Origin of the sequence: Halomonas sp. NO4 (assembly GCF_010994375.1) — a bacterium.
In the GTDB taxonomy this organism is placed as follows: domain Bacteria; phylum Pseudomonadota; class Gammaproteobacteria; order Pseudomonadales; family Halomonadaceae; genus Halomonas.
This window is the reverse complement of record NZ_WHMA01000067.1, coordinates 1-5,239: the sequence shown is the minus strand read 5'-3', so window position 1 is coordinate 5,239 and position 5,239 is coordinate 1. Positions and strand designations below refer to the sequence as shown.

The 5,239-nt window shown below is 61.1% G+C and carries 9 protein-coding genes; 6 read left to right on the top strand and 3 right to left on the bottom strand.

The window, feature by feature from the left end; genetic code table 11:
* Nucleotides 1-62: 62 nt before the first annotated feature.
* Both FEF15_RS18895 and FEF15_RS19325 read right to left on the bottom strand, forming a co-directional pair.
* Nucleotides 63-875: a hypothetical protein gene (locus tag FEF15_RS18895; RefSeq protein ID WP_163560979.1), complete on the bottom strand. Its 813-nt coding sequence runs from the start codon at nucleotides 873-875 to the stop codon at nucleotides 63-65.
* A 329-nt stretch (nucleotides 876-1,204) separates the two neighbouring features.
* Nucleotides 1,205-1,411, bottom strand: a complete 207-nt coding sequence (locus tag FEF15_RS19325) for a hypothetical protein (RefSeq protein ID WP_205598595.1) — start codon at nucleotides 1,409-1,411, stop codon at nucleotides 1,205-1,207.
* 104 nt (nucleotides 1,412-1,515) lie between these two features.
* Between FEF15_RS19325 and FEF15_RS19320 the strand changes: the two genes are divergently transcribed.
* The 4 genes from FEF15_RS19320 to FEF15_RS18880 all read left to right on the top strand — a co-directional run bounded on the left by FEF15_RS19320 (nucleotide 1,516) and on the right by FEF15_RS18880 (nucleotide 3,832).
* On the top strand, nucleotides 1,516-2,166 hold the full coding sequence (locus FEF15_RS19320) for a hypothetical protein (RefSeq protein WP_240454247.1): 651 nt from the start codon (nucleotides 1,516-1,518) through the stop codon (nucleotides 2,164-2,166).
* Between the two features lie 145 nt (nucleotides 2,167-2,311).
* A complete protein-coding gene (locus tag FEF15_RS19570; protein ID WP_240454246.1) occupies nucleotides 2,312-2,632 on the top strand; it encodes an ATP-binding protein in 321 nt (106 codons plus the stop codon).
* On the top strand, nucleotides 2,545-3,075 hold the full coding sequence (locus FEF15_RS18885; RefSeq protein WP_240454245.1) for an ATP-binding protein: 531 nt from the start codon (nucleotides 2,545-2,547) through the stop codon (nucleotides 3,073-3,075). Before FEF15_RS19570 ends, FEF15_RS18885 begins: the two co-directional genes overlap by 88 nt.
* A 4-nt stretch (nucleotides 3,076-3,079) precedes the next feature.
* On the top strand, nucleotides 3,080-3,832 hold the full coding sequence (locus FEF15_RS18880) for a ribonuclease H family protein (RefSeq protein ID WP_163560977.1): 753 nt from the start codon (nucleotides 3,080-3,082) through the stop codon (nucleotides 3,830-3,832).
* A 28-nt stretch (nucleotides 3,833-3,860) separates the two neighbouring features.
* On the opposite strand, the gene FEF15_RS18875 is transcribed toward FEF15_RS18880, so the two are convergent.
* Complete coding sequence (locus FEF15_RS18875; protein ID WP_163560975.1) at nucleotides 3,861-4,421, bottom strand: hypothetical protein; 561 nt, start codon at nucleotides 4,419-4,421, stop codon at nucleotides 3,861-3,863.
* Between the two features lie 73 nt (nucleotides 4,422-4,494).
* Between FEF15_RS18875 and FEF15_RS18870 the strand changes: the two genes are divergently transcribed.
* Nucleotides 4,495-4,644: a hypothetical protein gene (locus tag FEF15_RS18870; protein ID WP_163560973.1), complete on the top strand. Its 150-nt coding sequence runs from the start codon at nucleotides 4,495-4,497 to the stop codon at nucleotides 4,642-4,644.
* A gap of 130 nt (nucleotides 4,645-4,774) precedes the next feature.
* Nucleotides 4,775-5,002, top strand: a complete 228-nt coding sequence (locus FEF15_RS18865) for a hypothetical protein (protein ID WP_163560971.1) — start codon at nucleotides 4,775-4,777, stop codon at nucleotides 5,000-5,002.
* The last annotated feature ends 237 nt before the right edge of the window (nucleotides 5,003-5,239 follow it).

Below are 5,239 nucleotides of genomic sequence, written 5' to 3'. Positions count from 1 at the left end.
GCAGCCCCGTGGGGCGCCTGCTCGATCAGGCCAAATCCACATGAAGTGACGAAGAACCTAATTTATGGTCGTCTTCGTGATAGACCGAGTTTGCGCTGCAGCACTTCATTTACATGTTGCGTGTAACAGGGGGCTGTCTCGTTGTTATGCGACTCTACCAACGAAGTTTCTGATTTATAAGAAGTGATTTCCTTTGTATCAGTTCTGTTATTTGGTATATTTCTATTTTTTTCGGCGAATGAATCGCTCGCTGTATTGCTGCCTGGGTCGTGCTTTTTTATGGTTGGTAACGCACCTTTATCTTCCCTATATCTGGGCTTTTGACGATGATCGGGGATCAATTCCTCTTTCCTTAGACGGTCTAGGTCATGCCCAATAGATGAAGAAGAGAAGTTGTCATTAAACAGTTTTGATATAGCTAGAGGTTTGGTTAAGTTCTCGTTAGGTAAGACATAAGTTTTGATAAAATCCCATAGCAACTTGTTGTGATGTAAGGCGATTATGCACTCTTCTCTTCTTTTTTTGGTTGCACCTTTTTCGGTGCTTCCCATACAGGTAGGCTCAATTTTTCTAAAATAAAAATCCAGGAACTGCTCTTCTCCCGGCTTCAGTTTATCGCGATCAATAGCCAATGATAAGAAACTTTTAATTGAAGTATGCTTTCGAATTGCTTGGAGGGTAACATCCGGGTTCATCAGCTCGGGTGCTCGGTCTCCCTGAGTCAGAATGAATGGCTTGGCATCCAGCCAGACGTGGCTCTGGCCGAGAGGCGAGCCGGGCTGCCCCAGTTCCGGAAACTGCTCCACTACGCTGATTGTGAGCTTGCATCGAATAGAATAAGGGCTCTGGTAGATAGGCTGGTAGGTTATATACATCGGGTTTCTCCTCGTTGCCTATCCCCCTATAAGGGGTACATGTCAGGCGACACGGAAAACTGACCCCTCCGTGAGCTCCCCAGGAGGGTCCATTCATGCAGCAGCCCGGATATAACGTTCCCCAAACTCAGGTATGAGGGGAACCGATGCAGAGCCCAGAGGATGTCGCCGCCATGCTGCGCCTGAATGCCTGTGGCTGGGGCACTCAGCGCATCGCCGATGAACTCGGTGTCAGCAGGAACACCGTCAAACGCTATCTGCGCCAGGGCGGCTGGGCGCCCTACGCAAGCCCGCAACGCACCAAATCGCTCGATGGCCTGGAAGCGTGGCTACAGGCCCGTTTCCTGCAGCACGCCGGTAACGCCGCCGTGGTCCTGCAGGACCTGCAGCTCGAACATGGTTTCACGGTCAGCCTGCGCACGGTGGAGCGTGCTTGCGCGCCCTTCCGCCAGGCACTGGCCGCCGAGGCCAAGGCCACAGTGAGGTTCGAGACGCCGCACGGAAAGCAGCTGCAGATCGACTTCGGCAGCCGCCACATCATCATCGAGGGGGAGTCGGTCAAGGTCTCCCTGTTTGTCGCCACCCTCGGCTACTCCCGCCGCCACTACGTCCGCGCCTTCCGGTATGAGCGCCAATCGGCGTGGTTCGCCGGCGTGGAAGGGGCTTCCGCCACTTTGGCGGGGTGCCGGAGCAGGTGCTGCTGGATAATGCCCGGGCGCTGGTCGATCACCACAACGCGGCGACCCGCGAAGTGGTATTCAACGAGCGGCTGGCAGCCTTTGCGCGCTACTGGGGGTTCCGGCCGGTGGCCTGTGCCCCTTACCGCGCCCGTACCAAGGGCAAGGACGAGCGTGGCGTTGGCTACGTGAAGCGTAACGCCATCGCCGGCCGGACCTTCGCCGCCTGGGCGGCGCTGGAGGCCCACCTGAGCTGGTGGATGCGCGAGATCGCCGACCACCGGGTCCACGGCACCACCGGAGAGCTGCCGGCGGTGCGCTTCATCGCTGAGCAGGCCAGTCTGCAGCCGCTGAACGATCGGGCGCCCTTCGAGCAGGCCCGAGAACTGAGCCGTCGGGTCCAGCGTGATGCCACCGTGGAGGTCGACACCAACCGCTACAGCGTGCCCTGGCGCCTGATCGGCGAGCCGGTCCAGGTCAGCGTGACCGACGGTGAACTGCGGGTACACCATGCTGGTCGCGAGGTGGCCCGCCACCCAGAGCTGGGCGGGCGCCGTCAGGTGCGCTGCCTGCCGGAGCACCTGCAGGGCATGGTCGGCTACCGGCCGCCCTAGGCGGGCACCCAGGACATTGTGGAGCCGAGCGAGATTGTGGTTACCTTGCCGCCAGCGGCGGTCCCGCCGGCCGAGCTGCAGCGCGACCTGACCGAGTATGAAGCCGTGGTGGGAGGTGGCTGGTGATGACGCCGCCGGAAACTGAGTGCCTGGACGCCATGCTGACGCGTTTTTCAAGCTGACCGCCATCCGCGAGCGGCTCGACACCCTGCTCGACGAAGCCGAACGCCGGGAGCTGACCCTGCGCGAGACGCTGGCCTACCTGTGCGAGCAGGAGGTGGCCCACAAGGAGCAGCGGCGCATCCAGGTGGGTCTGAGCATCGCCCGCTTCCCCTTCCTGCGCACCCGGAGGGCTTCGATTTCAGCGCCCAGCCTGCCGTGGACCCCGGCCAGATCCGTGAGCTGGCCTGTGGGCGCTGGATCTCCAACGGCGATGTCCTACTGCTGCTCGGTCCGCCGGGCGTAGGCAAGAGCCACCTCGCCGTGGCACTGGGCAGGGAAGCGGTCAAGGCCGGCTACTCGGTGCTATTCACCACCGCCACGGCACTGATCACTCAACTGGTCCAGGCCCATGCCAATGGCGTCCTGGAGGAGCGGCTGAGGCACTTCGCCAAGCCCAAGCTATTGATCATAGACGAGCTGGGCTACCTGCCGCTGGAGCTGGGGGCGGCCAACCTGTTCTTCCAACGGGTCATCCGGCGCTATGAACGCGGCAGCCCAATGGTCACCAGCAACTGCAGTAGGCAGGCGAAGCTGCACCCATGGGTGCAGCAGTGTAGGCAGGCCAGCTGCACCCATGGGAACAGGCGGAGGGCAGACTGGCGAAGCTGCACCGATGGGGACAACAGCAGGGTAGGCCAGGCCACCTGCACCCATGGGTGCAACACCAGCTCTCGAGTACAGGGGTAGACACATGGCCAGGAAAGCGAGGAAGTGGTACGTCGTCTGGGAAGGCCGCGAGCCGGGGGTCTACACCACTTGGACCGAGTGCGAGCGCCAGGTGAAGGGCGTGTCGGACGCGAAGTTCAAGTCATTCGCCAGCCAGGCCGAGGCGGAAGCCGCCTTTGCAACGGGGGCCCGCCCCACTGGGCGGGCCAAGCCCTCGCGCCAGCGGGCAGCCCCAGGCAAGGACCGAAAGCGCCCTCTGGTGGACGTGGAGATCTTCTGCGACGGCGCCTGCGAGCCGAACCCCGGCCCTGCCGGATCGGGGCTGGCGCTGTACCGGGGCGGCACGCTCTCCGCGCTGCACTATGGGCTCTACACGCCCGAGGGGACGAACAACACTGCCGAACTCCTCGCGCTGCATGAGGCACTCAAGCTGGCGCATAAGGCCATTGCGGCAGGGGAGAGCGTGAGGATTCGCGCCGACTCGAACTATGCAATCCAGTGCATCAGCACCTGGGCCTACGGCTGGAAGAAGCGGGGCTGGCGCCGCGCCAACGGCGATCCGGTGAAGAACCCCGAGATCATCGCGTCGGCGCACGAGCTGTTCCGCACCATCGCCGACCGAGTGGAGCTGGCGCATGTGAGGGGCCACGCCGGAATCGAGGGTAACGAGCTGGCCGACCGCATGGCGATGCTGGCGGCGACCGAGTGCCAAGCCGAGTTCGTGGCGTATGCCGGTGACCTGGACGTGCCGACCGTGCTGGCGCTTCAACGCGGATGATGTTGGCAGTTCCAAGCTCCGAGCAGCGCTATTGAAGGATGCTCGGGCCGGTGACCGCCTCCCTGAGTGCCACGGTATCTACCAGATGCGTGTTTCTCCCCACCCGCTTGAGGTCCGCCCAGGCGGCCTCCGGCGTCGCCACCTTGAGGGGGCGGCCGATATCTCGCATGCGCTTGAGCAGCTCGATGATAGACCGGCTCGTATGCGTGAACTCGACCGTTCCGTAAGGAGTGCGGTAGGCCCCCTTTCGTCCCGTGGTCATCACGGTCAGGCGATCGACCGGGATCTGGGAGATGGCCCCATACTCCGACAGAGCCGACTCCAAGGAGACATAGCTGTATTCCCCGCGCCTCATGGCGCAGGCGATACGCTCCAGGCGGTAGGGGGCGGCTGTGCGTGACAGGGCATAGCAGTAGATGCCCCTGGCCACACCCTCGAGCAGGCCCTGTTTTCGGAGGCGATTGATTCCCTCCTGCAACGTCTTAGGGCTGTCTTCATGGAACAGGATGGCAAGGTCTGCCCGGGTATAGATGTATCGACCCGCCCTGTCGAACGCTTCCAGACGCTGCAGGGCTACATGGTGCTTCATAAATGGACACCAGGACTATTTATGCATAGCGTATACGTCCACCTGCAGGTGCTCAACGAGTTATGTGCCCGAGATGACCGAGACCGAGGCCATTCACTTGGCCCGCAGCATGTTCTACCAAGGTCATTCCGGCATTGGGCTGGAACCAATGAACCAATCCTCGCTGCGGGGTATGATCGCGCAGGTCGAGCGTGATCTGGAAACGGCGGAGTCGCTTTCCTAAGTTGGGCACGATCTGATGCAGTTTCGTGGAATCAGTGAGGGGCTCGAGTGTTTCAAGCCAGCTGATCCCGAGACACAGCCAGCGCCAGCGTGGTTAGCCGGTCGGGGAAGTTCCAGGAAGGGACGAAACGATGGAAGAGAAGTTCGGGCTGGTCTTGCTGCTTCTCAGCACCACAGCCGCTCTGATGGTGGCGACTCTTGCTCTCTATCTGAAGCTGCGAAAGGGGGAGGGGCAAGAGAGTCCTCCGGAAGTGGCAGCGAAGCAGGAAAGGCCGGCAGCCAGCATCGGGGTTCCCTCACCCGGCGATGGCGAATTTATCGGCTCTGCCAGCTTGGTTGGCTGGTTGATAAGCTATTGAATATAAAAGAGGATGTTGCCATTTCTAACTGCATCATAATCAGTATTATGTTGCAATTAGGCCGACACATCGTCGATGTGGTCTGGGGCGATTCAGACATCCACGCCCTCCCTCCCCCCTGACGGAAGATGAGAGCGACGAGTCCTGCCGTGTGCTGGGCGAGGTGATGGCCGAGGCGGCCCCCCACTGTCAAGCTAGTTGGAGTATCAGCGGCTGTTAGACTCTGAACGATGTGGG